This window comes from Carnobacterium maltaromaticum DSM 20342 (assembly GCF_000744945.1).
Taxonomy (GTDB): Bacteria; Bacillota; Bacilli; order Lactobacillales; family Carnobacteriaceae; genus Carnobacterium; species Carnobacterium maltaromaticum.
This window is the reverse complement of the sequence record NZ_JQMX01000001.1, coordinates 352,438-379,392: the sequence shown is the minus strand read 5'-3', so window position 1 is coordinate 379,392 and position 26,955 is coordinate 352,438. Positions and strand designations below refer to the sequence as shown.

The following is a 26,955-nucleotide window of genomic DNA, read 5'->3' as shown; positions in this document are numbered from 1 at the left end:
AAATCCAATGACTTCTATTCCATATTTGCTCATTTTAAGGTAAAATAAACGTTGGCTAATAAAATAGAATGAAAGTGTGGTAAAAAAATGAAAAACAAAAAATTAATTTTAGGAATTTTACTTTTAATTGTTGCAATTGTAGCAATTATTTTTGGAATCAACTATGTCAACAAAGACAAAAAAGATGATGTAAAAACAGAAAATTCTTCATCTAGTGAACAAATTGAAAGTAGTAGCGAAGCTGAAGCACCTGTTGATTTTTCAAAATTGACACTTCCTCAGCTTTCAAATGAAGTCACAGAAAACGAAGCTGTTGTTGAGATTGTAACAACAATGGGAACGATTAAAGCGAAACTATTCCCAGAATTCGCTCCTAAAGCTGTTGAAAACTTTATTACTCACAGCAAAGATGGCTACTATGATGGTACAATCTTCCATCGCGTCATTGAAGACTTTATGATTCAAGGTGGCGATCCCGACGGTACTGGCATGGGTGGCGAAAGTATCTGGGGTAAACCATTTGGTGTAGAAATTTCACCAGAACTTTATCATATTCGCGGTGCTTTAGCTATGGCTAAAACAAATCAACCCATTTCAATCGGCAGTCAATTTTATGTTGTTCAAAATCCGGCTGATATGAGTGCTGGATTATCTTCAAGTACAACTCCTGAAAAAATTATTGAAGCTTATAAAAATGGTGGATATCCAAGTTTAGATGGAGGATATACAGTCTTTGGCCAAGTAATTGAAGGCATGGATGTTGTCGATAAAATCGCTGCTGTTGAAGTTGGACAAAGTGATAAACCAAAAGAAGATATCAAAATCGAAAAAATTAACGTGATTCAAGAAGCAAAGTAAACTGAAAAAACTGCGCAAGAGTCTCTCTTCGCAGTTTTTTTTATACATAATAATCAGATTGGAGTGAATAGAATGGCAGAAGAAGCAGAGTTAAAAGCTATCATTCAAAATGATCAAGAAATGCTACGCATCCTAAAAATAGTAAAAAGTTTAAATTTACCAGATTGGTGGATTTGTGCTGGTTTCATTCGCAATAAAATCTGGGATGTTCTACACGGTTACCCTTCAGATACTCCTTTAAATGATATCGATATTATTTTTTTTGATCCAGTAGATACGAGTATTGAAACAGAAGAAAATTTGAATGAAAAATTACATGTTCTAGATTCTACCATGCCTTGGTCTGTAAAAAACCAAGCTCGAATGCACCAAAAAGCTGGCTTTCCACCATTTAAGTCTTCACAAGATGGAATTGCTCATTTTCCAGAACTTCCTACCGCTATTGGAGTTAAGTTGACTCAAGATGGTCAACTCCTGATTGCTGCACCATGGGGAATAAAAGAATTAATGAACTTAATCGTTTCGCCAACACCTTACTATCAACTAAATTCACAACATTATAGTATTTATCAAGAACGATTAAAGAAAAAAGACTGGCAAAAAACTTGGCCTTTGCTAAACTTTAAAGACTGTTAATAAATTTTAAAAACAACAAAGGATGAGCTTCTCTAAAAATAGATTAGCCCATCCTTTTATTGCTATTACATTGTTTTCACAATTAACTCTACTGCTTCTCTCACAGCTTCATCCTTTTCGGGATTTGTGCCATTTTCATACTCAATTGATTGAATCAAATTTTCAGCAACCATTAATCCCATGACTTTATCGATACTGGAACGAACAGCTGATAATTGTACAATGATTTCTTTACACTCTTTTCCATCTTCCATCATTTTTAAAATGCCACGCATCTGTCCTTCTGAGCGCTTCAAACGATTTAAGATTTTTTTATCACATTCCATAGACACTTTCTCCCTTCCAAGCTGACATTCCTCCCATTACATTCGTAACATGGTACCCTTCTTGAGCAAGATACTGACAAACGGCATTTGAACGTACTCCACTATGACAAATAACATAATAATTTTCATCATAATCTAACGTATCTAATTGTTCTGGAATAGATTGCATCGGTATAAATAATACATCCGCAATATGTCCTTGTTCATATTCATGAGCTTCTCTGACATCAATAATTGATACAGATTTCTTTTTAATTAATTGCTCAAATTCAGGCATAGAAATCGTTTCAAACATTTTTACTTAACCTCCTCAGGTCGAACCGTTGAATACAGGCTAAAAGCCCCGTCTAAATTTTTCACTCGGAAACCATTTTGTTTTAAAATTCTTTCCGCTATATAACTCCGTAAACCACTTTGACAACTAACGATAAATTCTTTATCTTGTGGAAGTTCATGCATTCTTTCACGTAAACTATCTAAAGGAATCGTTAAAGCATTAGGAAAATACCCATTAGTAGCAATTTCTTTTTCTCCGCGAACATCTAACAGCAATGCACCCTTTTTTAAATAACTTTGGAGTTCATACCACTGAATGGATTCAGTGATACCTTCCATACTATTTAACGCTGCATAACCAGCCATATTTACAGGATCTTTTGCCGAGCCAAATGGTGGCGCATAAGTAAACTCCAATTCTGGTAAATCTTCAACTGTCAGATTACCTTTAATTGCTGTAGCCAAAATATCGATTCGCTTATCAACACCCTCTTTTCCAACAGCTTGGGCTCCATAAATTTCTCCAGATATCGGATTAAATAATAATTTAAGCAGAATCATAGAAGCATTTGGGTAATAGCCTGCATGATTCTTACCTTGAATATGGACCACTTGATAATTTTTTTCTTCACTCTTCAACTGCTGTTCAGTTAATCCTGTTGAAGCAATTGTTTGATCAAACACGCGCACAATTGCCGTTCCTAAGCTACCTAAATTCTTTCTCTTTAACCCTGATAAAATATCGGCAACTTGTCTTCCTTGACGATTAGCAGGAGAAGCAAGTGAAATTAAAGTATCTTTTTGAGTGCTATATTGCTTTACTAAAATAGCATCCCCAACAGCGTACACATCTTTAGCACTTGTTTGATAATTATCATCTACTACTATACCACCTCGTAGCCCAGTTTGGATACCTGAATCTACTGCCAAACGACTTTCTGGCTGAACTCCCACAGATAACAAAATAAAATCAGTTTCAATCTTAGCTCCATTTTCTATTATGACACTGCGACCCTCATTTTCGATTCCAATAACAGAGGTACCAGTTATTACATTGATTTGATTCTTACTTAATTCTTTCGTAATAAAAGCAGCCATCTCTTCATCAATAGTCGGCAATACATGTGGTGCTTTTTCAACAATTGTTACATGAATTCCTCTGTTGACTAAACTCTCAGCCATTTCTAGCCCTATAAATCCCGCACCAATAATAACTGCCTTCTTAGGATTGTGTGACTCAATATAAGTCATAACTTCATCAACATCTGGCACATTCCGTAAAGTAAAACTATTTTTTGCCATTTCCAATCCTTTAATTGGTGGAATAAATGGTTTCGCACCTGGCGACAAGATAAGTTTGTCATATGCTAATGTATAGGTATCACTTTCCGAAGCTACCATTATTTCCTTACCCTCCGTATCAATTTTAATGGCTTCACTATTTGGACGGACATCTAATCGAAATCTAGCTTTTAACTGTTCAGGGGTTTGCACAAGCAAATCAGAACGGTTTTCAATCTCCCCTGCCACATAATAAGGCAATCCACAATTAGCAAAAGACACATAAGGACCTTTTTCCAGTACAATAATTTCAGCTTGTTCATTTAACCTTCTTAATCGTGTAGCAGCAGACATTCCCCCTGCTACTCCACCAATAATTACAATTTTCATCTTTAGTTTCCTCCTTTAATACTACCATTCCATGCTAACATACCGCCTTTAACATTGATCGCATCGTATCCTGCATTGATTAATTTTTTTGTGGCTGCTTTGCTACGCATACCTGATTGACAAATAACATATACCTCTGTCTTTGGTTTATAATTGCCAATTTTATTTAGCGGGATATTTTTTGCACTAAGAATATGTCCATTTCTAAACTCATTTGGTTCCCTAACATCAATGAGAACAATCTTTTCAGTTAACTTACGTTCTAATTCCTTAATTGAAATAGAAGGAATTTTTTTAAATAAAAACATAATTTCCCCTTTCTGTAAACCTAATTTATCCAAAACCTCGCAAACAATACCCCTGCAGGTATAAACGTATTATACCTGTAGGGGTATTGTTTGTAAAGAAAAAAAATTCAGCATTACACTGAATTTTTTTTCTTAGCAGCAATTAATAGCATCATTGGTCTGCGTAATTCATCCTGCATATAAGGAATATCTAGCAGTTCTTCAGCAGGTTCTGGCTCAACAATACTCGTAATTTCAAAATTATTTTTTAATAAAGTATTCAAATAACTTGTCAATGTTTTATGATATTTTATTACTTCTTCACCTAAAAATATACTGCTACGTTGATCTTCATCAAAATAACGATCCACAGGCCAATGAAGTCGATTACCAGCCTCATCGTAGGACCAATCTTGCATTCCTTGTGCTGTAAAAATAGGATGCTCAACAGAAAAGACAAAATCCCCACCAGAAACTAAACATTGTCTAACATTTTTACAAATTTGTTCAAAAGACTCAATGTAGTGGAAAACTAATGAGCTAATAACTACGTCAAAGCTATCTTTAGGATACTCATACTCTTCAATTCCTTGTTGAATATACTGTATCTGCGGAAACGATGTTTTCTTTTTTGCCTCAGCTAACATTCTTTCTGATAAATCAATTCCAATCACTGAGGATGCGCCTTGCTCAGCAGCATAAATACAATGCCAACCAAATCCACAACCTAAATCTAAAACTCGTTTCCCTTTGAAATCAGGTAACATTTTTTTTAATTCATGCCATTCTCCCGCTCCTTTAAGTCCTTCAACAGAACGACTCATTTGACTGTATTGTTCAAAAAACTTCGGATTATCATACTTATTTTCTTTCATCATCTCACCTCTCAGCTCAATTTATATTACTTCAAAAAAAATATAGGAACAAAAATAATTATAAACTTTTATTTTTGTGATATCAATAATCTTAAGTTCTATTTAAGTTATAATTTATTTGAACTTTTTTTACTTTAATTGAATAAAATACCTATTAAAAGAGGAATTGCTAAAATAGCAATTAGAAACGCCCAACTTTGCCAACGTGCCATGTTCATTGTATTTCCAACGCCAAATCGTTTTTCTACCCAAATTGAGGGATCTTTTGAATTAAAGTAAATCACACCTAATTTCCAACTTATGTCGTCATCGTAACCTGCGACGGTTTCAATTTTATCACCTTTGCTGTCTTTTAATTTTAGACGTTCTCCCCCTTGACCATATTTAATAGACAAGATTAATGTTCCTCCGATTGTTAAAACAACAAAAATAATAATCATGAGCGGAAAATTGACTTTATTCATCCAGTCAAAAATCATAATTAATTGTAATCCACCTAGCAAAAGCTGAAGTAAAATCGACATCACTAATCCATAAATGGACCAAGCATAACGAAAAGCTCGATTCTTTTCAATCGATACTGCTGGATTACGTGGATCTACTTTTTGCTTAGCTTTTTGAAAAGATAGATTTGCGACATACATTGTTCCCATCATAAATAATTGCATCACTGGTAAAGCCAAAGCACTTGTATAGCTTTTAGCAACTGTTACACTAGGTTTCATATTAATATCCCAGTTCGTAATAATTCTGTCTGGCATTTGTTCATAGTTTATTAATGTTATTCCGACAACAGCTAAAATAATAATTAAATTAGAGATGATAATAAAATAGCTTGGTACAATCAACCTTCTTTGACGATAGGTGGTATCAACTACGATATCATGGCTCTCATCTTCTACTATTTCTTTTGGTATCGTAGATTTAAATTCTATAATATTTTTACGAATTTTTAAAAATAATAGTCCAACAATTCCCATGAAAGCTACTAGTGCAAAAAGTAAGTAAAAAGAAATAAATTGAGCAATTTGTTCAGAGACGTCAAGTCTCATTGCATACAAAATGGGCAATCCTAAAATAAAACTTAAACTTACATTCATGCTTAAAAAGAAGCGTTGTTGCTTCTTAATAAATGGATCATCTTGATATTCAACTGGCATACTAACCCCAAATTGACTGCTTCGACGACTGAAATAAGGCGTTATTCCATTAATGATTCCCAACATAAAAATGGTTCCAAACATTATCCAAATAAATAAAATCATATCTGTTCACTCTCTTTCAACATTTTTTCTATACTTTCTCGCATTTTTTCAATTTCTTCCTCACTAATACTAAATATATGCGTATCAATTATCAGCTCTTCTAAACGTTCACGATAAAGTGCTAATTCTTTTTCTTGCATCTTTATTTTCATCGTTGGATTCACCATAAAACCTTTTTTTTGTTGAACTAAGACACCTTCTTCGACTAATAACTTATAGGCCTTATTTACAGTATGCATATTAATACCAATATCTCCTGCTAAGCTTCGAACACTGGGTAAACCTTCACCTGGAAGTAATTCTTTTTTTAAGATGCCTCGCTTTATTTGGTAAATCAATTGCGTATAAATTGGTGTCTGACTTTCTGGTTGAATACGAATAAACATTTGATTCCCTCCTATCTATGCATGGATTGTATATTTTCTATGTTTAATCCATATAACACTACTATAAATCAAAATGGCTGCTGTACTAATTAAAAAAATAAGTGATCCAGTAACCGTTGCATTCCATTTTTCTGTTACTAAAAAATTGATTGCTTGTTGACTCAACATTGCAGGGTTGATTTTATTTATAGCTAAATCAAAGCTAGCTACTAATTTTAAAAGAAAAAAAACACCTAAAGTAATCAAGGCAACCATTCCTTGGCTTTTAAAAAAAGTACTACAAAATAAAATCAGTGAAATTATCCACCCTACCCAAAGTAAGAAGCAGATTAATGCCCAAAAACTGGTTATCAAAGGCACTGCTGAATAATAAATCATCGTATAATAAATAGAGGCATAGTAGCCTAAAATAATCCCTATTGCTACTATTGAAAAATTGGCCAACCATTTACTTATTATATAATTCCATTCTGAAACTGGTTTCGTTAAGATGAAATCCAACATTCCATTATTTTTTTCAGATAAAATTGTGCCCATTGTCGCAACGACCACTACCATCATCCCCAGTTGATCAAACTGTGAACTTAAGGTTGCTGATAAAACTTCACTTCCAGATTGCTGAATAGGAATAATCGAAATACCCTCAGTACCACCTAATTTTTTTAGTATCTCTGGTAAAAAATATAAAGTAATAGGTTGACTAATACCTAAAAATAAAAAGACAATTGGCAACCAAAATAATTTAAATTCTTTGTAAGATTGCTGATATTCCTTTTTTAACAAAACAAGTAAACCTTTCATTCTGCTAAAACCTCCTTAAAAAAGATATCTTCAATACTTTCTTGTCTCACTTCAAATGAGATTACATCAAGATTAACTTCTACTACACTAGATAAAATCTTGATCTTATTTTGCGCGCTATCTGTAACAGAAATAATTGCTTCTTGTTTTTTTTCACTCACTTCTATGACAAACGACAATTGCCGAACATGTTCTAACCATCTTGATCCATCGCCTTTATACTTGACGACAAATTGGTTTTTAGAATTAGCATCATATAATTCATCTAATGTAGTGTCTAATACTTTATGTCCTTTTTTTATTAAGCAAAAACGATCACATATTTCGCTTGCATCATTTAAAATATGGGTTGAAAAAATAATTGCTGTTTCTTTCTTTATCTCATTTAAAATAGCAATTACTTCTCTTCTACCGATAGGATCTAATGCTGAAACAGGTTCATCCATAACTAGAAAGCTTGGTTTATGCAAAATCGCTTGTGCAATACCTAAGCGTTGTTTCATACCGCCAGAAAATTGACTGATTTTTATTTTCCCGCTATCGTGTAATCCAACTTTTTTTAGGACTAAGGGAATCTCCCTATCAAGCTCAATTGCACTCATATTTGATAAAGATCCCATAAAAAATAAAGTCTCTTCTGCAGTCATCCATTGAAAAAATTGAGGTGTTTGAGGCAAATATCCAATTTTTTTCTTTTGAGTCGTACTTTTTTGATCATTTAAATAAATAGTTCCTTCAGAGGCTTCTAAAATCCCAACAATAATTTTTAGTAAAGTTGTTTTGCCAGCCCCGTTTGGTCCAATCAATGCCACACACTCATTAGCCTGTATCTTTAAGGAAAAATCCACGACTGCTTTTTTTTGTTTAAACTTTTTTGATATATTCTCAATGCTAATTTCCATAGTATTTATCCTTTCTGCCGAAAATAAAATAAAGTATCGAACCTATTGTATTGACAAATAAAATAATAATAAACCATATCCAAAAATTCTTACGTTCTTTGCGGTAACGAATAAGATCAATTAATGCAACAACACTGAGTAAGGTAGCTAATACAATAATTGGAATAAAGGGTCTTAAATCAATTTGACTTATTTGACTAAAATCTGTATTCATTTTACTCTCATCTCCTAAACCTATTTTTGTTATATACAAACTATAACACCAACCATGTTCTATTACAACTAGAACGAACAAAAAAAATAAAATTAAATCTTTTTCCTATCTTTTACATATAATCTTAATAAGAGAGCATCTAAAGGAGGATTTAGTGTTTTAAAACATGCAGTTCTTATAAAAATACGTTATAATTTAAAATAGTCTCTTATTTTAACGAATAGTTCTTTACTTATCGAACAATTGTTCGTATAATAGAAAAAGAGAGAAAGTTTAGAGGAGGAAAAAAAAGATGGCAAAAGAAAAAATGGCTCCAAGAGATATATCACAAAAAATGGGCGACGGCAAACAAGCTGCATTAAGCAAAGCTCTTAGTAAAATTGAAAAAGATTTTGGTAAAGGCGCCATTATGAAATTAGGCGAAAAAACATCAATGAAAATTGAAACAATTTCAAGCGGCTCAATCGCTTTAGATGTGGCATTAGGAGTAGGTGGTTATCCTAAAGGACGGATCCTTGAAGTCTATGGTCCTGAAAGTTCTGGTAAAACAACTATGGCTTTACATGCTATTGCAGAAGCCCAAAAAGCTGGTGGAACTGCAGCCTTTATTGATGCCGAACATGCTTTAGACCCAAAATATGCAGCCGCTTTAGGCGTTAATATTGATGATTTACTTCTATCACAGCCTGACACTGGTGAGCAAGCACTTGAAATTGCTGATGCATTAGTATCCAGTGGTGCCGTAGATATTTTGGTTGTCGATTCAGTTGCTGCTCTTGTTCCTCGTGCCGAAATCGAAGGTGAAATGGGACAAAGTCATGTTGGTCTTCAAGCTAGACTTATGTCACAAGCTCTTCGTAAATTATCAGGATCAATCAATAATACAAAAACTATTTGTATCTTTATTAACCAAATTCGTGAGAAAGTTGGCGTCATGTTTGGGAATCCTGAAGTAACTCCTGGTGGACGTGCGCTTAAATTCTATGCAACCATTCGGTTAGAAGTTCGTCGTGCTGAACAAATTAAAACTGGTACTGACATTTTAGGAAATAGAACAAAACTAAAAGTTGTAAAAAATAAAGTAGCTCCACCTTTTAAAATTGCTGAGGTAGATATTATGTACGGTGAAGGTATCTCACGTGCTGGTGAATTAGTGGATATGGCTTCTGATAGTGATATTATCGACAAGGCTGGCGCATGGTATTCATATAATGGAGAACGCATTGGTCAAGGCCGTGAAAATGCTAAAAAATATCTATTAGATAACCCTGAGCTATATGCTGAAATTGAGAAAAAAGTTCGCGATAATTACTTTGCTAAAGAAGTTGCTGTTGAACCAGAAAAAACAGAAGCACCTATTGAAAAAGAATAATTTCTACTCCTAACCTTTTATTGGTTAGGAGTTTTTTTACTAAATATAAAGATAAAATAAAAAACTGACTGTTTCTATTTCAAAATAGTAGCCTGTTAAAAAGAATATGCTATACTAGTCTTAATGAGAAACACTCAAAAGTTGAAAGAAGGTATCGAATGAAATTAAATAAAAGCTTAGAACAGGCGATTTGTATTATTACTCTGCTTGCAACACAAGATAAAGCCATCCCTGTTACTTCTAGTGTAATTAACCATCGTTTAAATGGCTCTCCAACGTATATAAAAAAATTAATGCGTAAGCTGGTAGTTAATAATTTAGTTACCTCAGTTTCTGGAAACAATGGAGGTTTTACTTTAGTTCACTCCCCCGATGATATTTCAATTTTACAAATTGTTGAAGCGGTTGAAGGAAAAGTAAGTACCTATCCAAACTCAGGATTAATCGACGTCGTTTTTCAAGATATGCAAGTAGCTGCCAATCAAGGAGAAGTCGTATTGGCTGAGACCTTTGAACAAGCAGATTCATTGTGGAGTCAATACTTAGCTAAACAATCTGTTGCTGATTTGCTTTATAAAACATTAGGACGTAATGCCATTCCAGTTCTAAATTGGAATGAGTTAGATGAGCATAAAAGCATTCTAAAAAAAGTTTTCAATAGTGTATCTAGCGCTGAAGTAGATGAAAAGTAAATAAATAAGAGATTGGCAGAAAAACTAAAATTAGTTTTCTTGCCAATCTCTTATTTTTAAATCTATCTACAAAATGGTTACTCAATTTTCTCAGTATAACTATTTGTTTTAAACAGAATTTAATTATTAATTTAAAAGTTCATAGTTTCCATCTAGATAAACTTTATATCTGCCTATTGTTCCACTTCCACCATTATTTTTCAATTCCAATGAAACTAAGCGAATCGTATAAAAATCGCCTTTATCATCTTTTTCAAGTTCAGTAACACTATTTTCTTCACCGCTACCTTGAATGTCTGGTCCCATATTTAATTGTTTTAATAAATATTCAGTTGCAGACTTCGCATCAGTTATCTTAGTTTCAACTTCTTCCACAACTACCTCTGATGATGATTCTTCCTCTACAATACTACTACTTACTTCTGAAGAAACTTCCGAACTAGATTCACTATTTGTTTCATTTTTTGAATTTTTATCTTTTTTCTCTTCACTAGAAATAGCACTCATTTCACTTGTACTTTCTTTTTTTACATCTTCATTTTTTGTTCCACATCCACCCAATACCATTAATGAAATACATACAAATCCTACTATTTGAATTTTTTTCATCTTTTCTCCTCCTTAGATACTATCAAGAAATCTATTCGCAACATAATTGTATCCCTAAAGAAATCAAACAGCAACAATAACGATCATTCCATTATTTATTTTTTCTTCAACTACGAATAAACAATTGAAATATCTATTTTTAAAAATAATGTTGTATTAAAAGAACTACTATTTGACGGTTTTTGACTACTTAATTTAGTATCCTGACAAATCAGCCAAAACCAATCACCACCAATACTTACACTAATTTCTAGTTAATCCAAAATTGGTAGCGCTACAAATTAATTTCACTTTTTTTAAAACTTTGACACCTTTTGATTGTTTTTGACCGTTTTTGATGGTACACTTCTTTTATCATAAAGAATTAAGTAAATTTAATTTGTATGAGGCAATTTCATTGAATAATGTAGTCTTGATATTTTCAGGTTAGAAAATTCTTTTTTAGCTCTCATTATTTAGGATAGGAGGAATACTATGTTAACCGAGGAAAGGCATGCGTTTATTATCAAGAAATTAACTGAATCGGATATTGTTAAGTCCCAAGATTTAATGATGGAATTAAATTGTTCTGAATCAACAATCAGAAGAGACTTAGCCTTACTTGAAGAAAGTGGCGAACTAATCCGAGTCCACGGTGGTGCCAAAAGAAATTATCACCTCGACGAAGAATTAGATATCGTTGAAAAATCGGCTAAGAATATTGTTCAAAAAAAAGCTATTGCTCAATTAGCAGCTTCTCTAGTTCATAATAATGATACTATCTACATTGATGCTGGCTCAACAACCATCGAGATGATTCCCTTTCTAACTCAAAAAAATATTACCGTGGTCACCAATGGCGTGCAACATGCCTCACTTTTAGCTGATTATAAAATCAATACAATTTTAATTGGTGGTCAGTTGAAAAATACAACTAAAGCAATCATAGGTTCAACAAGCATTGCCGAGTTAGCTCGTTACCAATTCGATAAAACATTCCTTGGCATGAATGGCGTACATCCTAAATATGGTTATACAACACCTGATCCTGAAGAAGCTTCATTAAAATCCATGGCGCTTAAACAAGGATTTGAAACTTTTATCTTACTTGATAAAAGTAAATTTGATAAGGTTAATTTTACTCAAGTGGCTTCAATTGAATCAGCAACTATCTTGACTGAAACACTTAACCATATCGATTATCAATCCTACTTTACAAAAACAAAAATTATAGAGGTGAAAATATGATTTATACGGTTACATTAAATCCATCTATTGATTACATTGTTCATTTAGAAAAAATTGAACTAGGTGAACTAAATAGAATGGATAGCGATCTTAAATTACCTGGTGGAAAAGGAATTAACGTTTCCCGCGTCTTGCATCAGTTAGAGCATGATACAACCACTCTTGGTTTTATTGGAGGATTTACGGGTCATTTTATTAGCGATTGGTTAGTAAAAGAAGGTGTGAAGACTAATTTCATATCCATTCAAGATGATACTAGAATTAACATAAAATTAAAAGCGATTTCTGAAACTGAGGTCAATGGTTTAGGACCGACTATTACATCTAAAGAAGCTTCGGCATTATTAACTCAATTAGATCAACTGACATCAGATGATGTCGTTATTTTATCAGGGAGCAAACCTCCTTCTTTACCGGATGACTATTATCATAAAATGATTGAGTTGATTACTAAATCGGGTGCTGAATTTGTTATTGATACAACAGGTACTGATTTAATGAATGCTCTACCCTACCATCCACTTTTAGTTAAACCAAATCATCACGAGCTTGCAGAGTTGTTTAATGTGACTTTTTCAAGTGTTGAAGAGATGTTACCTTTTGGCAAAAAATTAATCGAATTAGGTGCACAATATGCTCTAATTTCAATGGCTGGCGACGGCGCACTCTTCTTCACGCCTGATGTAATTTATACGTCAACTGTTCCTAAAGGCACAGTCAAAAATTCAGTTGGTGCCGGTGATTCAATGATTGCAGGATTTATTGGGACATACGTTGCAACAAATGATCCCATTAAAGCTTTTCAAATGGGTGTAGCAACAGGAAGCGCGACAGCATTTTCAGATGACTTAGCTACGAAGGAAAACATTTTAGCCTTAGTGAACGATGTAAAAATTACTCAACAATACTAAAATAAATTGGAGGAATTATTATGAATATAAAAGACCTATTAGTCAAAGATGTAATGATTATGGATTTAAAAGCAACGACCAAAGAAGCTGCGATTGATGAAATGATTGCAAAACTAGCAGCTAGTGGAAGAATTAGCGATGCAGAAATTTATAAAGAAGGCATTATGAAACGGGAAGCTCAAACATCAACTGGTTTAGGTGATGGAATTGCTATGCCACATGCAAAAAACAAAGCGGTTAATCAAGCAACTGTGTTATTTGCTAAAAGTGCCCAAGGGGTAGATTATGACTCACTAGACGGACAACCTGCCTTTCTATTCTTTATGATTGCTGCTCCAGAAGGCGCAAATGATACTCACTTACAAGCACTAGCAGGACTTTCAAAATTACTCATTAATCCTGATTTTGTAGCCTCATTAAAAGAAGCAACTTCACCTGATGAAGTTGAAGAACTGGTTGCTCAAGCTGAAATTGCTTATGCTGAAGCTGAAAAAGCTGAGCTAGAAGCTAGTAAAAGCTCAGTACCCAGTGAAGATAAACCCTTTGTCGTGGCCGTAACAGCTTGTCCCACCGGTATTGCTCACACTTATATGGCAGAAGATGCATTAAAGAAAAAAGCAGCTGAAATGGGTGTTGATATTCGCGTTGAAACCAATGGATCTGAAGGAATTAAAAATAAATTAACAGATGATGAAATTGCTCGCGCAGCTGGTGTCATTGTTGCTGCAGATAAAAATGTAGAAATGAATCGTTTTGCAGGAAAAGCTGTTCTAGAACGACCAGTTAGCGATGGTATTCGTAAATCAGAAGAGTTGATTCGTAAAGCAGTTGCCAGTGATGCACCTATTTATCATGCTAGTGGTGAAAAAAGTTCTGAGACGAATGAAAAATCTGGTGGCTCTATTTGGAGTAAGATTTATAAAGATTTAATGAATGGTGTTTCGCACATGTTACCTTTTGTGGTTGGTGGCGGAATTTTAATGGCTATTTCTTTCCTAGTTGAAAATACGATGGGAGATAAAAGTCAAGCCTTTCAATTCTTAAACTCAATTGGTGGAAATGCTTTTAGCTTTTTAATTCCGATTTTAGCTGGATTTATTGCAATGAGTATCGGTGATCGACCAGGTTTAATGCCTGGTATGGTTGGTGGATTTATGGCAGTTGAAAGTGGTGCTGGATTCCTTGGTGGTTTAGCTGCTGGTTTTATTGCCGGATATATTATCTTAGGCTTAAGAAAGCTCTTTAGTGGGCTTCCAAAATCACTTGATGGTATCAAACCAATTTTATTGTACCCTGTCTTTGGGCTTTTAATTATTGGTGCAGTAATGTTCTTTATCATTGACCCTATCTTTGGTTCAATTAATACAGCAATGCTAAATTTCTTAGAAAATCTTGGAACTGGAAATGCCGTTTTACTTGGTGCTTTACTAGGTGGAATGATGGCATTTGATATGGGTGGTCCTTTTAATAAAGCTGCCTATACCTTTTCAATTGGCGTCTTTACTGATACTGGTGATGGAAAATTAATGGCAGCTGTTATGGCAGGCGGAATGGTTCCTCCTTTAGCAATTGCATTAGCTTCAACTATTTTTAAAAATAAATTTACTGCAGATGAAAGAAAATCTGGTTTAACAAACTATATTTTAGGTTTATCATTTATCACAGAAGGTGCAATTCCTTTTGCAGCAACGGATCCGATTCGAGTTATTGGTTCTTCTGTTATTGGAGCGGTTATCGCCGGAGGTTTAACGCAATTCTGGGGAATTAGTATACCAGCCCCTCATGGTGGAATTTTTGTTATTACTCTAGCAAATCATGCATTGCTATTCCTAGCTTCACTCGCTATCGGAACAGTTATATCTGCCTTGATTTTAGGTATTTGGCGTAAACCAGTTGATTTAATCGACTAAATCCTATGTTATAAACTTTAGTATAATTTGCATATCAGCTCTTTCTACTTGTTCTTGGATCTATCCATAAACGATTAGCGAGAGCTTTTTATAGCGAATCAAATTTACATAACACTTTTTAGTACTCTTTCCTATATGCAAAAACGACAACCATACACCGGGTATACTCCGGTATAAAGTCATCGCTCTTTAAAAATTAGTCCTATCTCTTTGAACTAGTTAATTTACTTCACACATGCCATATTGAATAAAATACAGCATTTCTTTTGTTCTGGTAAATAAAAACTCAAAATCTGCGGCAGTTGCTTCTGGGTTAGCTTTCAAATAGCGTTGTGCTTCAATCTGGATATTTTCAAAAACACTATGAATTAAACTAACAGCAACCTCCTTAGATACCTCAGGTTTCAAAGTCATTTGATTCAATACATGCTCGATCACTTCATAAGATTTCTTTTGCTGTTCTTGATAAAACTCCTGAAGTTGACTTTGCAGTTTTTTAGGAGCATTTCCGTAGGATTGTAAAACCAGACGAAAAGCCAATGGATATTCCTGACTTAAAAAAATCTTTTTGGTTGTTGACCAAACAACTAACTGAACTAAATCTTTTTTAGGCGCTTGATCTAAATCCACGGCATTAATCAAGATAGTCAAAGCCGCTTGGACTGTTTGTAAATACAATTTTTCTTTTGATCCAAAATAATGAAAAATTAACCCTTTTGATACTTTGGCAATTTCCGCAATTCGATCCGTCTTGGCTTCATAGTAACTATGAGTAGCAAATTCACTCATAGCGGCATCTAAAATACGTTGTTCACGCTCTTCTTTCATATTTTCAAATCCTTCTTTTGATACATAAAAATACTCAATAAACTAAAAACAGTTATCACTACTATTAAAATAATTAAATAAGTCCAACCCATCCACTCTTTTAGTAAATTAGCAGGAACGCCATAATGTAATAGTGAAATATATTTAAGAAAACTAACTTTATCATTTAACTCAGATAAAATCCCAATCACATATGTTCCAAAAACAAATCCTAAAGCTAAACCTGTCGCTTGTTTACTTGATTTAATAATTGTTGAAAAAAAGAAACCAATACCTAATAAAGCTACCAAAATTAAACCATCATTTAAAAATAATTGAATCAACTTAAAAAATATATCACCTAATTTATCTGTTTCGTTTCTAAAAATCAAAATAATTATTGCTGCAAAAATAAAAGTTATCACCCAAAAAGTAGCAAGTATTGCTAAATTAGCAACCATTTTAAAACCTACTAATTCTTTTCTAGTCATTGGCTGAGCATATAAAAATTCAATCGTTCCATCTGATTCTTCTTTAATTAAAGCTTGCGCGCCTATAAGAACGGCATAGATAGCAGAAGCAATAAACACATATTGAAAAACATAAGCAAAATAACCCATCACTTCCAATAAACTAGATCCATCATTTAAATTAAATATTTTCAAAACATCTTGCGGCATTGCACTAAGTTTCGTGTTAACGATATCTGTCATTCCTGCACTCTGCATTGTTGGAAAAACAGCCATAAATAAACTTAAAATAAGCACAATGACACCACACCAAGCAAGAACACTTTTATATTGTGTTTTCCATTCAATTTTAAAAATTGTCATGCTTTTTTACCTCCCTCATACATCGCCATAAACTTATCTTCTAAATCTTGATTTTTAATAATAATATCAGTAATTGACGAATTTACGAATAACGGTAAAATCAGCTGTAAATCTCCATTATAAATAAACTTGAGACTAGACGTTGTTGATTCTATAATTGTAGCGCCTTTTTTAATAAACTCTGTTCCATTTAAGTTCTTTCCTCTTAATTGGACTACCTTACCATCTGCTTTATCTTTATCAATGTCTTCAATTCGAATAAGTTCACCATCTTTAATAAAAGCAGCCTTACTGCAATAATTTTGAACTTCCATTAAATCATGGCTAGATAAAAATACAGTCATCCCCGATTTATTCTTCTCAGTTAAAATTTCAAATAAACGATGTTGCATTAATGGATCTAAGCCACTTGAAGGTTCATCTAAAATCATTAATTTAGGTTCAGCAATTAAACCAGCAACAATTGCCACTTTTTTCTTATTTCCTAGCGACATATCCCCTAATTTCTTATTCGACTCAATCTCAAAGCGGTCATAATAATGCTTTATTTTAGCTTCGGCATCTTGAATTTGATGAAATTCTGCAGCATAGCCAATAATTTCAGAAGCCGTCATCGCTGGATAAAAGCGTACATCACTAGATACATAACTGACTTCTCTTTTTATAGCCTTGGAATCTTTCACACTATCTAACCCTAAAATTTTTGCACTCCCACTAGTTGGATAAATGAAATTTAAAAGAGCTTTAATTGTCGTTGACTTCCCTGCGCCATTAGGTCCAATAAAACCAAATATTTCTCCCTCATTTACCTCTAAATGAACATTTTTAACAGCAGCCTTGTCTTTGTACATTTTAGTCAATCCATTAATCTCGATTGCTTTCATTTTACTCACTCCCCCAATCTATTACACACTAATTGACTTACTAGTCAAACAAGAGCATACGCCCTTTTGACTGAGAAGTCAATCGAAAGCACTTTAAATTTTTGTAACTTATTGTTTATTTATTGCCCATTTTACAGTAAAGTAAAAGAGAGAGAAATACGCGCTTAAAGTTAATTAAAAGGAGAATAAAAATGAAAATTGCACATTTTGGTGTTGAAGAGTGGTTAAATGAAAGAGAAAAATCAGCGATATATGATTTAGCAGGCAGTTCAATTGCTTCGTTTACTTTAGAAGAAATTATTTCAATTGATGGTACTCAGCCACAAGATTTTTTTTCAGAATTATTACCTAAAAAAATGAATTATGGATGGATTGAGGGATCACCCGAATTTAAAAATGAAGTGAGTAAACTGTATAAAAATATGCCTGTTGATAATATTTTACAAACAAATGGCGCAACAGGGGCCAATCTTTTAGCTTTATATGCTTTAGTTGAACCTAATGATCATGTAATTGCGATGCACCCAAGTTACCAACAGTTATATGATATCCCAAAATCACTTGGAGCAGACGTTTCTTTTTGGGAAATAAAGGCAGAAAATGCTTGGCAACCCCAATTAGCTGATTTAAAAAAACTAATTCGAACAGATACAAAATTAATTTGTTTAAATAATGCAAATAACCCCACAGGAACCTTGTTAAGTGAAGAATTCTTACAAAAAATTATTGAAATTGCTAAATCAGTTGATGCTTATATTTTAGTTGATGAGGTTTATAAACCATTGGATGATACTCACTCAACTCCATCAATTGTTGATTTATACGAAAAAGGTATTGCAACAAATAGTCTCTCAAAAACTTATTCCGTACCTGGGATTCGAATTGGCTGGACAGCAAGTAATCATGAAACAGCGAACTTATTCAGAAAATATCGTGATTATACGATGATTTGTGCGGGTGTCATTGATGATGCTTTAGCTGTTCATACACTAAAAAATAAAAAGCTGGTCTTAAATAGAAATAAAAAAATTGTTTCTACAAATCTAGCTATTTTAGAAAAATGGGTGGCTAATGAACCTTTAGTTTCTGTTATTCTTCCAAAATCAGTCTCTACATCTTTTATTAAACTTGATATTCCGCTTAACTCCGAAGAATTTTGTATTCAACTATTAGAGGAAACAGGAGTTTTACTAGTTCCTGGTTCAAGATTTGATTTAGAACAACATGCCCGTTTAGGATACTGTACGCACACAGAGACTTTACTTACTGGCTTAGAAAAACTATCTCATTTCTTAACTCGCTATACAGAAAAATAAAAAAGAGAAAATTTGGACAATCTTTGATAGACAATCCAAATTTTCTCTTTTTATTTTTTTAATTTTTTTTTGATATATTCCTTAGCTTCAACCAAATTTTCAATATAAGTATTTATTTTCTCATACTCATCTTCAAGTGCTTTTTTTTCAACCGTACACTCTTTATTCTCGCTATTAATTAATTTTGCATACTCTCTTAAATCAATTAATGGCAATCCACTTCTTTTTAATTTTTTTACAGATTCTAGAAAACGAATATAACTGATATCCTCTTCTGAATAGGAACGATAGCCATTTGGATTACGTGAAATATTACTTAACATTCCCTCATGTTCATAATAACGAATAATTTGCGGCTTAACCCCAATTTTTTGAGCAACTTGATTAATTTTATAGCTCATATCTTTATCCTCCTCTACATCTGTCTTATTTTCACGTTTTTAAAAGATACTCTCAGAAAACAACTTTAGTTATCAAGATTCCATACATTTAGCTCAATAAAAAACCACTTGGTTTTCTTCTTCTACTAAGTACACATTCTTCTTAATTTAATTTTATTACTCTTATTATTTTAACATTTAAAGTAACTTAAATCTAGTCTAAATGAAAATTAATTTTAAAGGTTACAATGTAAAAATCATTCTATTTTATACTAAAAAAATAGCACAGCCGTTTGCTGTGCTACTTTTTTTATAATACTTTTGCTAGAAAATCTTGTGTTCTTTCATTCTTTGGATGTTCAAAAACTTCAGTTGGTGTTCCTTGTTCTACAATATAACCAGCATCCATAAATAGTACGCGATCGGATACTTCTTTTGCAAATCCCATTTCGTGAGTGACAACCACCATCGTCATTCCTGATTCTGCCAAGTCTTTCATTACCTTAAGAACTTCTCCTACCATTTCTGGATCTAAGGCTGAAGTTGGTTCATCAAATAGCATCACATCTGGATCCATCGCTAACGCTCTCGCAATCGCAACCCGTTGTTGTTGACCACCTGATAGGCTAGCTGGATAGGCGTCAGCTTTATCAGCTAAACCAACTTTTGCTAATAAATCTTTAGCTTTTTCCTCTGCCTCTGTTGCAGTTAAACCTTTAACTTTCATTGGAGCTATTTTTAAGTTTTCAACAACAGTCATATGTGGAAACAAATTAAAACTTTGAAAAACCATTCCCATTTTCTCGCGAAGTTGGTTCAATTTGTCTTGTCCAACCTTTGTAATCGTCGTATCTTCAAAAATAATATCTCCACTTGTTGGTTCTTCAAGCAAGTTTAAACAACGTAATAGTGTACTTTTACCTGAACCAGAAGGCCCAATAATTACTACTACTTCTCCTTTATTAACTTCTTCATTGATATCTTTTAAAACCTCAACGTCACCAAATGACTTCTTTAAATGTGCAATTTTAATCATGATTCATCTTCCCTTCATAATAATTTAGTAGTTTTGTTAAGCTAAATGTTAAAATAAAGTAGATAATTAAAGTAACTGCTAATGGAGCAACAGGGCGATAAGTAATCGCTGTAACAACTTTTGTTTGATAAATTAAATCTCCCACTCCAATAATAGAAACGATTGAACTTTCTTTAATAACTGTAATAAATTCATTCCCTAAAGCTGGCCAAATATTTTTAAGGGCTTGTGGGAAGATAATATAGCGCATAGTGTCAACCTTACCCATGCCTAAACTTCTAGCCGCTTCCATTTGCCCTTTTGAAACAGAATTTAAGCCTGAACGAATGATTTCACAAATATAGGCACCACTGTTTAAAGATACCGCAATAATTCCTGCAAGTAAAGCTGGAATATTAATGACGACCCCTAAAGCAAAATAGATAAACATCACTTGAATCATCATTGGAGTTCCACGAACAAATTCTACATATACTCCGGCTATTCCTCTTGAAATTTTACTTTTAGAAAGACGCATTAATGCTAATACTGCCCCTAAAATAATCCCTATAATAACACTAATAAAAGCAATAAAGATTGTATAACCCGTTCCTTTGGCAAAATATTCCCAGAATGAAAAGATTGGTTTAACATCGCCTTCTTCATTACCACCTTGTCCCTCAATAAGTTGTTCTCCCGCTTTTTTGATAAATTGTGGAATTAAGTTTTGCTCCTTAATCTCAGCAATACTTTGATTAACTGCAGTTACTAATGATTCAGAGCCTTTTCTAAAAGCAATAGCGGAACCTTGCTCATTTGCATCTAAGTCAAATTTTCCATCAATAAAAGCCAAATTTTTATCATTTGAAACATAGGCTAAAGCACTAGGTTCTTCTAACACAATCCCATCAATTTTCTTAGTTGTTAACGCTAATATCAAATCAGGAATCTTAGTTAAACCCATCATTTTTACGTCTTCAATTTGTTCTTTCGCAACAGTTTCTTGCATTGTGCCTTTTTGAACACCTAATATTTTACCAGAAAAATCACTTTTTTGAGTAAAAATATCTTTATCTTCATTTCTGATAATAATAAATTGTCCACCTTGATAGTAGATATCTGAAAAATCTACACTCTTACGTCTTTCATCCGTTGGATTCATTCCTGCAATGACCATATCCACCTTACCAGCTTCTAAAGCAGGTAATAAACTATCATAATCCATATCACGAATAACTAAACTGACACCGATATCTTTTGCAATTTTTTCAGCAATTAAAATATCCATACCTACGATTTGATCTTTTCCATCTAGTTTTGCATGGAATTCATAGGGCGGATAATCCGCACTTGTTCCAATAACCAACTTTCCACTACTTTTCACATCAGCTAAAGAAGTTTCCGCCGCTTCAACCGTTTTTGTTCCTCCCCAAATACTTAAACTCACACAGAGAAACAGAATTAAATTAATCCATTTTTTTTGCTTCATCTTAATTACTCCTCTTCTTTAAAAAAATATAAGTGCATCTTACTATTATTAGTCTCGTCTAATTTCTATCTTGTATAAATAATAGCAGAAAAAGAATATTTATGCTATATAAAAGCCAAAAAAACCCATTTTTTTTACTTTTTATGCACATATAGCGTTTGCATACAAAAATAAATGTATAAAAAAAGCGAATAAAAAATTGGACCAAGGATTGTACCTTTGATCCAACTTTTTTTATTCAACTATCGATGCTTCATAACCAGCAGCAATCACTGCATCATTAATTTTAGCTGGGGTAGCAAGTTGCTGATTGTATTTCACTTTAGCGATTCCTTTTTTTAAATGAACCTTCACTTTTTCAACGCCATTAATTGTTAAAACCGATTCTTCTACTCTTTTCACACAATGTTCGCAACTCATTCCAGTTACTTTGAATTTAATCGTTTCCATTATACACACACTCCGATTTTTATCATTTTAGATAGTGACATTTTGGTGCTCCTGGCACTCACACTGACCCGGCACACAATTGCAAACAATCTCTTCTACTGCTGTTGCTTTTTTTGATTGAATTAGTTTTTCCAACATTTGTATATCTGACTTAGACAATTGTGCTTCTTCAATTAAATTTCCAATCGTTGATCCTACTTTTTTACTACATACGTGAGCAAATAGGCTTTCTGTTGCTGATTTTACACTTTCCGTTTCAGAAACATTAGCTCGATATATAAAACGATTTCCATCTGCCTCTGTTGTTAACAATTCTTTTTTCACTAAACGCCCAATTAAGGTTTTTATCGTCGCCGGTTTCCAATCCATTTTTGTTGCCAACACCGAAACAATTTCTTGGCTAGAAGCTTGTTTTTTTGACCAAACTACGCGCATAATTTCCCATTCAGCATCACTAATCTTGACTTTTTCAGCAGTTGTCATTTAATCCCTCTTTTCGTTTACATAAGTAATCTACTTAGAGTTTACAACTGTAATCTGTTTTTGTCAAGTATTCTTCATGCTACATCAAAATATCCTGCTAGCTTTTTCACTTAAAATCAGCTAAGATAAAAGAAAGATGAAAGGGGATATACCGATGGGATTAACACATAAAACTGAAACAAACTTAGATGATTTATTTAGTCGCTTTGCAGTCGAGCCTGAACCTGAAAAACGTAAGGAAGACGACGAAAAAGATGATGATAAAAAAACTAAGGCTAAAAAAACAGAAGATAAAAAAAAATAACACAAACGAACTGAAAGTAGCTAGACTTCTGTTACTTTCAGTTCGTTTGTGTTTATACTCTAGCAAAATAGTCATTTCGCACCATTCCATAATGATCCATATCATAAAATTGCTGATCTTTGTAAAAAGATTCTCGCGTTTTACCTTCAAAAAAGAGACCATTTTTCTTCATTACCGCTGCAGAAGCTTGATTTACAGAACAACATTTAGCTGTTAGTCGATGCACGTTAATCTCTTCAAAAGCAATTTGGATTAACTTGCTAAAAGCTTCAGTAACATAGCCTTTTCCCCAGTGTTCTTCGGCAATCACATAGCCAACCTCAACATTTTCATGCATATCTGACCAACTGACAAAATCAATTGCTCCAATCATTTCGCCTGTTTCTACAATTTCAATTGCCCAAGGCGCTAGAACTTGTTTTTCATAACAAGTTAATATAAATTGGATATATTTCTGAGCTTCTTCAATCGTTTGATATACAGGCCAACTACAATATTTTGCAACATTAGGATTACTTGTATATGTATACATTGAGTCAGCATCATCGACCTTAAATTGCCTCAACTTCAAACGATTTGTTTGATAAATTTTTTGCTTTTTAAAAAATTCTTTTTCACTTAACATGGTAATTCACTCCCAATGTATATTTCTATTATCTTAGCATGATTCATTTTTCTAAACAAGAAAAAGCTTAGCAAAGTGATTACACAACTTTGCTAAGCAAATAAGAACATATTAATCGTCTACTCGATTTTGGCTCGCTTCTTTTGAAAAACCATTTGGATAACGCTTTTCTAGTTTTTCAATATTTTGGGTTGCAACATTTTCAAATGGGATATCAGCCCATTCAGCAATTTGTGATAAATACCAAAGAACATCTCCCAATTCTTTCGTTAACGCCTTTTTATCTAAATCATGCCCATGAAACGTATATTTTTTAATTAAGTCAACAACTTCACCAGTTTCACTAGCAACTCCCAATGCACAATTTGTCAACACCTGTTCATTGCCATACAAGGTTCTATTTGCTAATTTTTGATAATCATTAAACTCCATATTAATCTAACTCCTTTTCCAATCAAGCTATTTATTCATAATTAATGCAGTAAAACTTTCATCCATTGCTACCAGTGTCTCTTCAATATCCGAAAGCGTATGTGCCTTAGACAAGAACAAACCTTCAAACTGAGAAGGAGGTAAAAAGATGCCACGATTAGCCATTTCACGATAGTAATTCCCGAAAAATTCAGTATCACTCGCTTTACTTTCTTGATAATTAGAGACAGGTCCTGAATTAAAAAACAAACCAATCATACTGCCCGCACGATTAACTGTAATTGGCAGGTTATATTTCAAACTGAGTTTAGCAATTCCTGTTTCTAACGCATCTCCTAATTTCTCAAAATGAGTATAATCGGCTTCGTATAAATTACTTAAAGTTGCATAACCTGCTGCCATGGCTAAAGGATTTCCCGATAACGTCCCCGCTTGATAAACACTTCCAGCTGGCGCCATATGTTCCATAATATCACGTCGTCCGCCATATGCACCAACAGGAACTCCACCACCAATCACCTTTCCTAAACAGGTTAAATCTGGGGTAACAGAATAATGCCCTTGCGCAGAATAATACCCAACTCGAAAACCCGACATTACTTCATCAAAAATAAGCAATGCACCATCTTTTGTCGTTACCTCTCGGACTGTTTCTAAGAAACCAGGAACAGGTGGAATAACTCCCATATTGCCTGCTACCGGCTCAACAATTACAGCAGCAATTTGGCCTTGATACTCTTTAAAAATCCTTCTAACAGCCTCACTGTCATTATAAGGCGCCACTAACGTATTGCTTGTTGTACTTTTCGGAACACCTGGAGAATCTGGCAAACCTAATGTTGCTACCCCTGAACCAACCTTTACTAGGAGAGCATCATCATGTCCATGATAACTTCCTTCAAGTTTTAAAATCTTATCTCGACCAGTGTAACCACGAGCCAAACGTAAAGCACTCATAGTTGCTTCTGTTCCAGAATTAACAAAGCGAATCATCTCGATTGAGGGGACTCGTTCAATGACTAATTTAGCCAACTTATTTTCCATTAACGTTGGTGCTCCAAAACTAGTTCCTAAGCTAGCTGTTTGTTGAATAGCAGCAACAACATGTGGCTCTGCATGGCCTAAAATCAGTGGACCCCATGATAATACATAATCAATATAACTATTTCCATCAACATCCACAATTCGACTACCTTTTCCATGATCCATGACGATTGGGGGTACATCTACGGATTTAAACGCTCGGACAGGACTACTCACCCCTCCCGGCATTAATTCAACAGCTTCACTAAAAATCGCTTCTGAATGTTCTGTCGACCTCATAAATCGCCCTCCTTTTCTAACAGTTGTAAGTCTTCGATTGGGACTTCTGTCTGTTCTTCACTTTGTTTTAAACCAATTGAACGAACAAATAGTTCCAGTGCATCATTCATATCCTTACTTGGGTTCATTCGAGCAAACTCTTTCATCGATTGAATCGGAGTTTTAATCAATTGATTCACAACACTTTGCATATGTTTATCTATCAACTTCATTTCTCTAGCATCTAAATCAGGTAATTTCTTAGCTAAACTATCAATTGTCTTCTCTCTAATTGCCATCGTATCTTTTCTAATTTGATAAATGTAAGGAACTGCGCGGCGCTCTTTATACCAACGATTAAACTTAATTACAGCTTCATCAATATCCGCTAAAATACCTTTAATTATTTTTTCCCGCTCTTCTTTAAAATGATCAATTTGCACAGCTATTTGATCCATGTCAAAAATACGAATCCCTTTAACTAAATTTAGGTCAGGGTCAACGTTCCTTGGAACCGCTAAATCAATCAGACATAATTCTTTAACTGAGCCACTTCTAATCGCCTGCATTTTAATAATACTCTCTGTTGTAACAATATATTCTGACGCTTTCGTTGCTACAATTACACCATCTGCTCCAGCTAAAGCCATGGGTAAATTTTCATATTCAGCGGAATATACATAACGCTTTAACTTTTCAGGATGATAGTTAGTTTGGACCCATTCATTCATATCATGGGCAAATGCCTCTGCTTTCAAACTATTTCTCGAAACTACCGTGATATGCTGTGCTCCATTTTCCAACAATGATTTTGCTGCCAAACGAATCATTTTACCCGCACCTAAAAGTAAAATTCTTTTTTCTTTTAAATTTTCCCACTCTAATTTTAAGAGCTCTACTGCTGCCGTACTCGGATTAAAAGAAAGTTGATCAATTTTCGTGTGAGTATGTACTCGTTTAGAAAATGAAACAGCCTTGTTAAAAAGCGAGCTTAGAATTGGACCTGCTGTTGCCACTTCCTGTGCATTTTTTAAAGCAAATTTGACTTGACTTAATATTTGCGTTTCCCCAACCATTAATGAATCTAGACCTGTTGCAACTTTAAAAATATGAGTTGCAACATCGCTATTTGACTTTCCATAACTTGTTGAGATCACATCAGATACGTCATAACCAGTATACTCTCCAATATAACGCAACATGTCACCATGCATAAATTCAGTTTGATCTATATATAAATAATATTCAGTTCGGTTACATGTCGTTAAAATAACTACTTCGCTAACCCCATTAAAAGCTTTAATTTCGGTTAATTGTTTTGGCACATCGTCCTCTTTAATTGTATACCGTTCTCTTATTTCTATCGGTGTTGTTTGATGACTCACGCCATACAATAAAATTTTCAACTTTACTCACT

Annotated in this window: 32 protein-coding genes; 9 read left to right on the top strand and 23 right to left on the bottom strand. The window is 33.6% G+C overall.

Annotation, left to right across the window (positions count from 1 at the left end; translation table 11 throughout):
* Positions 1 to 87 precede the first annotated feature (87 nt).
* Both BR77_RS01805 and BR77_RS01800 read left to right on the top strand, forming a co-directional pair.
* Complete coding sequence (locus BR77_RS01805; RefSeq protein ID WP_015076613.1) at positions 88 to 858, top strand: peptidylprolyl isomerase; 771 nt, start codon at positions 88 to 90, stop codon at positions 856 to 858.
* A 72-nt stretch (positions 859 to 930) separates the two neighbouring features.
* Positions 931 to 1,494, top strand: a complete 564-nt coding sequence (locus tag BR77_RS01800; RefSeq protein ID WP_016356477.1) for a nucleotidyltransferase family protein — start codon at positions 931 to 933, stop codon at positions 1,492 to 1,494.
* 65 nt (positions 1,495 to 1,559) lie between these two features.
* Here the strand turns inward: BR77_RS01800 and BR77_RS01795 are convergent, their stop codons facing one another.
* The 10 genes from BR77_RS01795 to BR77_RS01750 all read right to left on the bottom strand — a co-directional run bounded on the left by BR77_RS01795 (position 1,560) and on the right by BR77_RS01750 (position 8,497).
* On the bottom strand, positions 1,560 to 1,820 hold the full coding sequence (locus BR77_RS01795; RefSeq protein ID WP_010053021.1) for a metal-sensitive transcriptional regulator: 261 nt from the start codon (positions 1,818 to 1,820) through the stop codon (positions 1,560 to 1,562).
* Complete coding sequence (locus BR77_RS01790; protein WP_015076615.1) at positions 1,810 to 2,115, bottom strand: rhodanese-like domain-containing protein; 306 nt, start codon at positions 2,113 to 2,115, stop codon at positions 1,810 to 1,812. The genes BR77_RS01795 and BR77_RS01790 overlap by 11 nt, the downstream gene beginning before the upstream one ends.
* Before the next feature lie 2 nt (positions 2,116 to 2,117).
* Positions 2,118 to 3,767, bottom strand: a complete 1,650-nt coding sequence (locus BR77_RS01785; protein WP_015076616.1) for an FAD-dependent oxidoreductase — start codon at positions 3,765 to 3,767, stop codon at positions 2,118 to 2,120.
* Between the two features lie 2 nt (positions 3,768 to 3,769).
* Positions 3,770 to 4,075, bottom strand: coding sequence for a rhodanese-like domain-containing protein (locus BR77_RS01780; protein WP_029451614.1), 306 nt, complete (start codon positions 4,073 to 4,075; stop codon positions 3,770 to 3,772).
* 113 nt (positions 4,076 to 4,188) lie between these two features.
* A complete protein-coding gene (locus BR77_RS01775) occupies positions 4,189 to 4,929 on the bottom strand; it encodes a class I SAM-dependent methyltransferase (protein ID WP_035063764.1) in 741 nt (246 codons plus the stop codon).
* 134 nt (positions 4,930 to 5,063) lie between these two features.
* A complete protein-coding gene (locus tag BR77_RS01770; RefSeq protein ID WP_035063761.1) occupies positions 5,064 to 6,194 on the bottom strand; it encodes a DUF1648 domain-containing protein in 1,131 nt (376 codons plus the stop codon).
* Entirely contained in the window at positions 6,191 to 6,580 is a 390-nt protein-coding gene (locus BR77_RS01765; RefSeq protein ID WP_010053010.1) for a GntR family transcriptional regulator, read from the bottom strand. The genes BR77_RS01770 and BR77_RS01765 overlap by 4 nt, the downstream gene beginning before the upstream one ends.
* A gap of 15 nt (positions 6,581 to 6,595) precedes the next feature.
* Complete coding sequence (locus BR77_RS01760; protein ID WP_035063759.1) at positions 6,596 to 7,381, bottom strand: ABC transporter permease; 786 nt, start codon at positions 7,379 to 7,381, stop codon at positions 6,596 to 6,598.
* Positions 7,378 to 8,283, bottom strand: a complete 906-nt coding sequence (locus BR77_RS01755; protein ID WP_035063756.1) for an ABC transporter ATP-binding protein — start codon at positions 8,281 to 8,283, stop codon at positions 7,378 to 7,380. The genes BR77_RS01760 and BR77_RS01755 overlap by 4 nt, the downstream gene beginning before the upstream one ends.
* On the bottom strand, positions 8,273 to 8,497 hold the full coding sequence (locus BR77_RS01750) for a PLD nuclease N-terminal domain-containing protein (protein ID WP_010053004.1): 225 nt from the start codon (positions 8,495 to 8,497) through the stop codon (positions 8,273 to 8,275). The genes BR77_RS01755 and BR77_RS01750 overlap by 11 nt, the downstream gene beginning before the upstream one ends.
* 334 nt (positions 8,498 to 8,831) lie before the next feature.
* Here BR77_RS01750 and recA point away from each other — a divergent pair, with 334 nt between their 5' ends.
* Positions 8,832 to 9,869, top strand: a complete 1,038-nt coding sequence (recA, locus tag BR77_RS01745; RefSeq protein WP_016356480.1) for a recombinase RecA — start codon at positions 8,832 to 8,834, stop codon at positions 9,867 to 9,869.
* 158 nt (positions 9,870 to 10,027) lie between these two features.
* Positions 10,028 to 10,561, top strand: coding sequence for an Rrf2 family transcriptional regulator (locus BR77_RS01740; RefSeq protein WP_010053002.1), 534 nt, complete (start codon positions 10,028 to 10,030; stop codon positions 10,559 to 10,561).
* A gap of 126 nt (positions 10,562 to 10,687) precedes the next feature.
* Here the strand turns inward: BR77_RS01740 and BR77_RS01735 are convergent, their stop codons facing one another.
* Positions 10,688 to 11,170 (bottom strand): hypothetical protein, encoded by a 483-nt coding sequence (locus BR77_RS01735; protein WP_010053000.1) that lies wholly within the window; start codon positions 11,168 to 11,170, stop codon positions 10,688 to 10,690.
* A gap of 474 nt (positions 11,171 to 11,644) precedes the next feature.
* Between BR77_RS01735 and BR77_RS01730 the strand changes: the two genes are divergently transcribed.
* Genes BR77_RS01730 through BR77_RS01720 form a run of 3 tightly spaced genes read left to right on the top strand, consistent with a single transcriptional unit; the run spans position 11,645 to position 15,218 of the window.
* Positions 11,645 to 12,397 carry a DeoR/GlpR family DNA-binding transcription regulator gene (locus BR77_RS01730; protein ID WP_015076620.1) on the top strand — a complete coding sequence of 251 codons (753 nt, stop codon included), beginning with the start codon at positions 11,645 to 11,647 and terminating at the stop codon, positions 12,395 to 12,397.
* Positions 12,394 to 13,308 carry a 1-phosphofructokinase gene (gene pfkB / locus BR77_RS01725; RefSeq protein ID WP_010052997.1) on the top strand — a complete coding sequence of 305 codons (915 nt, stop codon included), beginning with the start codon at positions 12,394 to 12,396 and terminating at the stop codon, positions 13,306 to 13,308. The genes BR77_RS01730 and pfkB overlap by 4 nt, the downstream gene beginning before the upstream one ends.
* Positions 13,309 to 13,328: 20 nt before the next feature.
* Entirely contained in the window at positions 13,329 to 15,218 is a 1,890-nt protein-coding gene (locus BR77_RS01720) for a PTS fructose transporter subunit IIABC (protein ID WP_015076621.1), read from the top strand.
* Between the two features lie 219 nt (positions 15,219 to 15,437).
* Here BR77_RS01720 and BR77_RS01715 read toward each other — a convergent pair whose 3' ends face one another.
* Genes BR77_RS01715 through BR77_RS01705 form a run of 3 tightly spaced genes read right to left on the bottom strand, consistent with a single transcriptional unit; the run spans position 15,438 to position 17,742 of the window.
* Positions 15,438 to 16,046: a TetR/AcrR family transcriptional regulator gene (locus BR77_RS01715; RefSeq protein WP_015076622.1), complete on the bottom strand. Its 609-nt coding sequence runs from the start codon at positions 16,044 to 16,046 to the stop codon at positions 15,438 to 15,440.
* Entirely contained in the window at positions 16,043 to 16,858 is an 816-nt protein-coding gene (locus BR77_RS01710) for an ABC transporter permease subunit (protein ID WP_010052993.1), read from the bottom strand. The genes BR77_RS01715 and BR77_RS01710 overlap by 4 nt, the downstream gene beginning before the upstream one ends.
* Entirely contained in the window at positions 16,855 to 17,742 is an 888-nt protein-coding gene (locus BR77_RS01705; protein ID WP_010052992.1) for an ABC transporter ATP-binding protein, read from the bottom strand. Before BR77_RS01705 ends, BR77_RS01710 begins: the two co-directional genes overlap by 4 nt.
* 191 nt (positions 17,743 to 17,933) lie before the next feature.
* On the opposite strand from BR77_RS01705, the gene BR77_RS01700 reads away from it, so the two are divergent.
* Positions 17,934 to 19,058 carry an aminotransferase gene (locus tag BR77_RS01700; protein ID WP_010052991.1) on the top strand — a complete coding sequence of 375 codons (1,125 nt, stop codon included), beginning with the start codon at positions 17,934 to 17,936 and terminating at the stop codon, positions 19,056 to 19,058.
* A gap of 50 nt (positions 19,059 to 19,108) precedes the next feature.
* Here BR77_RS01700 and BR77_RS01695 read toward each other — a convergent pair whose 3' ends face one another.
* The 5 genes from BR77_RS01695 to BR77_RS01675 all read right to left on the bottom strand — a co-directional run bounded on the left by BR77_RS01695 (position 19,109) and on the right by BR77_RS01675 (position 22,875).
* Positions 19,109 to 19,459, bottom strand: a complete 351-nt coding sequence (locus BR77_RS01695) for a MerR family transcriptional regulator (protein ID WP_010052990.1) — start codon at positions 19,457 to 19,459, stop codon at positions 19,109 to 19,111.
* Positions 19,460 to 19,748: 289 nt separating this feature from the next.
* The gene (locus BR77_RS01690) at positions 19,749 to 20,474 is read right to left on the bottom strand and encodes an amino acid ABC transporter ATP-binding protein (protein ID WP_010052989.1); all 726 of its coding nucleotides are present in this window, start codon (positions 20,472 to 20,474) and stop codon (positions 19,749 to 19,751) included.
* Positions 20,467 to 21,942 carry an ABC transporter substrate-binding protein/permease gene (locus tag BR77_RS01685; protein ID WP_010052986.1) on the bottom strand — a complete coding sequence of 492 codons (1,476 nt, stop codon included), beginning with the start codon at positions 21,940 to 21,942 and terminating at the stop codon, positions 20,467 to 20,469. Before BR77_RS01685 ends, BR77_RS01690 begins: the two co-directional genes overlap by 8 nt.
* Positions 21,943 to 22,176: 234 nt before the next feature.
* Positions 22,177 to 22,392: a copper ion binding protein gene (locus tag BR77_RS01680; RefSeq protein WP_010052984.1), complete on the bottom strand. Its 216-nt coding sequence runs from the start codon at positions 22,390 to 22,392 to the stop codon at positions 22,177 to 22,179.
* Between the two features lie 27 nt (positions 22,393 to 22,419).
* Positions 22,420 to 22,875 carry a CopY/TcrY family copper transport repressor gene (locus BR77_RS01675; protein WP_010052983.1) on the bottom strand — a complete coding sequence of 152 codons (456 nt, stop codon included), beginning with the start codon at positions 22,873 to 22,875 and terminating at the stop codon, positions 22,420 to 22,422.
* 154 nt (positions 22,876 to 23,029) lie between these two features.
* Here BR77_RS01675 and BR77_RS18950 point away from each other — a divergent pair, with 154 nt between their 5' ends.
* Positions 23,030 to 23,179, top strand: coding sequence for an SPJ_0845 family protein (locus tag BR77_RS18950; protein WP_016356481.1), 150 nt, complete (start codon positions 23,030 to 23,032; stop codon positions 23,177 to 23,179).
* Between the two features lie 52 nt (positions 23,180 to 23,231).
* On the opposite strand, the gene BR77_RS01670 is transcribed toward BR77_RS18950, so the two are convergent.
* The 4 genes from BR77_RS01670 to hemA form a co-directional block, all read right to left on the bottom strand.
* A complete protein-coding gene (locus BR77_RS01670; protein ID WP_015076623.1) occupies positions 23,232 to 23,804 on the bottom strand; it encodes a GNAT family N-acetyltransferase in 573 nt (190 codons plus the stop codon).
* A gap of 111 nt (positions 23,805 to 23,915) precedes the next feature.
* Entirely contained in the window at positions 23,916 to 24,236 is a 321-nt protein-coding gene (locus BR77_RS01665; RefSeq protein WP_010052981.1) for a nucleoside triphosphate pyrophosphohydrolase family protein, read from the bottom strand.
* Between the two features lie 27 nt (positions 24,237 to 24,263).
* Positions 24,264 to 25,559: a glutamate-1-semialdehyde 2,1-aminomutase gene (hemL, locus tag BR77_RS01660; protein ID WP_015076624.1), complete on the bottom strand. Its 1,296-nt coding sequence runs from the start codon at positions 25,557 to 25,559 to the stop codon at positions 24,264 to 24,266.
* Positions 25,556 to 26,944 (bottom strand): glutamyl-tRNA reductase, encoded by a 1,389-nt coding sequence (gene hemA / locus BR77_RS01655; protein WP_016356482.1) that lies wholly within the window; start codon positions 26,942 to 26,944, stop codon positions 25,556 to 25,558. The genes hemL and hemA overlap by 4 nt, the downstream gene beginning before the upstream one ends.
* Between the last annotated feature and the right edge of the window lie 11 nt (positions 26,945 to 26,955).

Bases quoted from the DNA above. Each gene is read 5' to 3' on its own strand.
- BR77_RS01790 (WP_015076615.1), bottom strand. From the start codon at position 2,115: ATGTTTGAAACGATTTCTATGCCTGAATTTGAGCAATTAATTAAAAAG.
- BR77_RS01680 (WP_010052984.1), bottom strand. From the start codon at position 22,392: ATGGAAACGATTAAATTCAAAGTAACTGGAATGAGTTGCGAACATTGT.
- BR77_RS01775 (WP_035063764.1), bottom strand. From the start codon at position 4,929: ATGAAAGAAAATAAGTATGATAATCCGAAGTTTTTTGAACAATACAGT.
- BR77_RS18950 (WP_016356481.1), top strand. From the start codon at position 23,030: ATGGGATTAACACATAAAACTGAAACAAACTTAGATGATTTATTTAGT.
- BR77_RS01805 (WP_015076613.1), top strand. From the start codon at position 88: ATGAAAAACAAAAAATTAATTTTAGGAATTTTACTTTTAATTGTTGCA.
- BR77_RS01715 (WP_015076622.1), bottom strand. From the start codon at position 16,046: ATGAAAGAAGAGCGTGAACAACGTATTTTAGATGCCGCTATGAGTGAA.
- hemL (WP_015076624.1), bottom strand. From the start codon at position 25,559: ATGAGGTCGACAGAACATTCAGAAGCGATTTTTAGTGAAGCTGTTGAA.
- BR77_RS01750 (WP_010053004.1), bottom strand. From the start codon at position 8,497: ATGAATACAGATTTTAGTCAAATAAGTCAAATTGATTTAAGACCCTTT.
- recA (WP_016356480.1), top strand. From the start codon at position 8,832: ATGGGCGACGGCAAACAAGCTGCATTAAGCAAAGCTCTTAGTAAAATT.
- pfkB (WP_010052997.1), top strand. From the start codon at position 12,394: ATGATTTATACGGTTACATTAAATCCATCTATTGATTACATTGTTCAT.
- BR77_RS01800 (WP_016356477.1), top strand. From the start codon at position 931: ATGGCAGAAGAAGCAGAGTTAAAAGCTATCATTCAAAATGATCAAGAA.
- BR77_RS01755 (WP_035063756.1), bottom strand. From the start codon at position 8,283: ATGGAAATTAGCATTGAGAATATATCAAAAAAGTTTAAACAAAAAAAA.
- BR77_RS01780 (WP_029451614.1), bottom strand. From the start codon at position 4,075: ATGTTTTTATTTAAAAAAATTCCTTCTATTTCAATTAAGGAATTAGAA.
- BR77_RS01675 (WP_010052983.1), bottom strand. From the start codon at position 22,875: ATGACAACTGCTGAAAAAGTCAAGATTAGTGATGCTGAATGGGAAATT.
- BR77_RS01720 (WP_015076621.1), top strand. From the start codon at position 13,329: ATGAATATAAAAGACCTATTAGTCAAAGATGTAATGATTATGGATTTA.
- BR77_RS01760 (WP_035063759.1), bottom strand. From the start codon at position 7,381: ATGAAAGGTTTACTTGTTTTGTTAAAAAAGGAATATCAGCAATCTTAC.
- BR77_RS01795 (WP_010053021.1), bottom strand. From the start codon at position 1,820: ATGGAATGTGATAAAAAAATCTTAAATCGTTTGAAGCGCTCAGAAGGA.
- BR77_RS01695 (WP_010052990.1), bottom strand. From the start codon at position 19,459: ATGAGCTATAAAATTAATCAAGTTGCTCAAAAAATTGGGGTTAAGCCG.
- BR77_RS01765 (WP_010053010.1), bottom strand. From the start codon at position 6,580: ATGTTTATTCGTATTCAACCAGAAAGTCAGACACCAATTTATACGCAA.
- BR77_RS01665 (WP_010052981.1), bottom strand. From the start codon at position 24,236: ATGGAGTTTAATGATTATCAAAAATTAGCAAATAGAACCTTGTATGGC.
- BR77_RS01710 (WP_010052993.1), bottom strand. From the start codon at position 16,858: ATGACAATTTTTAAAATTGAATGGAAAACACAATATAAAAGTGTTCTT.
- BR77_RS01730 (WP_015076620.1), top strand. From the start codon at position 11,645: ATGTTAACCGAGGAAAGGCATGCGTTTATTATCAAGAAATTAACTGAA.
- BR77_RS01700 (WP_010052991.1), top strand. From the start codon at position 17,934: ATGAAAATTGCACATTTTGGTGTTGAAGAGTGGTTAAATGAAAGAGAA.
- BR77_RS01690 (WP_010052989.1), bottom strand. From the start codon at position 20,474: ATGATTAAAATTGCACATTTAAAGAAGTCATTTGGTGACGTTGAGGTT.
- BR77_RS01685 (WP_010052986.1), bottom strand. From the start codon at position 21,942: ATGAAGCAAAAAAAATGGATTAATTTAATTCTGTTTCTCTGTGTGAGT.
- BR77_RS01705 (WP_010052992.1), bottom strand. From the start codon at position 17,742: ATGAAAGCAATCGAGATTAATGGATTGACTAAAATGTACAAAGACAAG.
- BR77_RS01735 (WP_010053000.1), bottom strand. From the start codon at position 11,170: ATGAAAAAAATTCAAATAGTAGGATTTGTATGTATTTCATTAATGGTA.
- BR77_RS01740 (WP_010053002.1), top strand. From the start codon at position 10,028: ATGAAATTAAATAAAAGCTTAGAACAGGCGATTTGTATTATTACTCTG.
- BR77_RS01770 (WP_035063761.1), bottom strand. From the start codon at position 6,194: ATGATTTTATTTATTTGGATAATGTTTGGAACCATTTTTATGTTGGGA.
- BR77_RS01670 (WP_015076623.1), bottom strand. From the start codon at position 23,804: ATGTTAAGTGAAAAAGAATTTTTTAAAAAGCAAAAAATTTATCAAACA.
- BR77_RS01785 (WP_015076616.1), bottom strand. From the start codon at position 3,767: ATGAAAATTGTAATTATTGGTGGAGTAGCAGGGGGAATGTCTGCTGCT.